This window comes from Vibrio marinisediminis (assembly GCF_014050145.1).
In the GTDB taxonomy this organism is placed as follows: Bacteria; Pseudomonadota; Gammaproteobacteria; order Enterobacterales; family Vibrionaceae; genus Vibrio; species Vibrio marinisediminis.
This window is the reverse complement of the sequence record NZ_JACFYF010000068.1, coordinates 1-385: the sequence shown is the minus strand read 5'-3', so window position 1 is coordinate 385 and position 385 is coordinate 1. Positions and strand designations below refer to the sequence as shown.

Sequence of the window (385 nt, the reverse complement as noted above, 5' to 3'; positions counted from 1 at the left end):
CACGGACCCCAGAAGGGACACGTGATAGGCCAGCGCGGTCTTGCGCAAGAGCAGTGTGATCACCGCCGTGATCATCGGGATGACGATGGGCCAGACGAGGATCATTCCGCGGCCTCCCTGCGACTGCCCGTGACCGGGGTCGGCGTACTGGCCACGGGCGGGGTCGGCGGCTCCAGCGGTTCACAGGCGCGCATCGCGTCCATCTCCACCGTCCCGAGGCTCTGCCAGGCGCGGAAGGCCAGCGCCAGCGCAAAGGCCAGCAGGCCGAAGCCGATCACGATCGCCGTCAGGATCAGCGCCTGCGGCAACGCGTTGGCCGCCGTCACGGCGGTCGCGGTGGACCCCTCGGGCACGAAGGGCGGTGTCGCGTAGGTCAGCCGCCCGG

General features: G+C 70.6%; 1 protein-coding gene. It reads right to left on the bottom strand.

Going from position 1 to position 385, the window contains the following annotated elements:
* Positions 1 to 101: 101 nt before the first annotated feature.
* Positions 102 to 385: NADH-quinone oxidoreductase subunit K (locus H2O73_RS23465; protein ID WP_182110733.1), on the bottom strand; the 284-nt coding region annotated here is incomplete at its 5' end.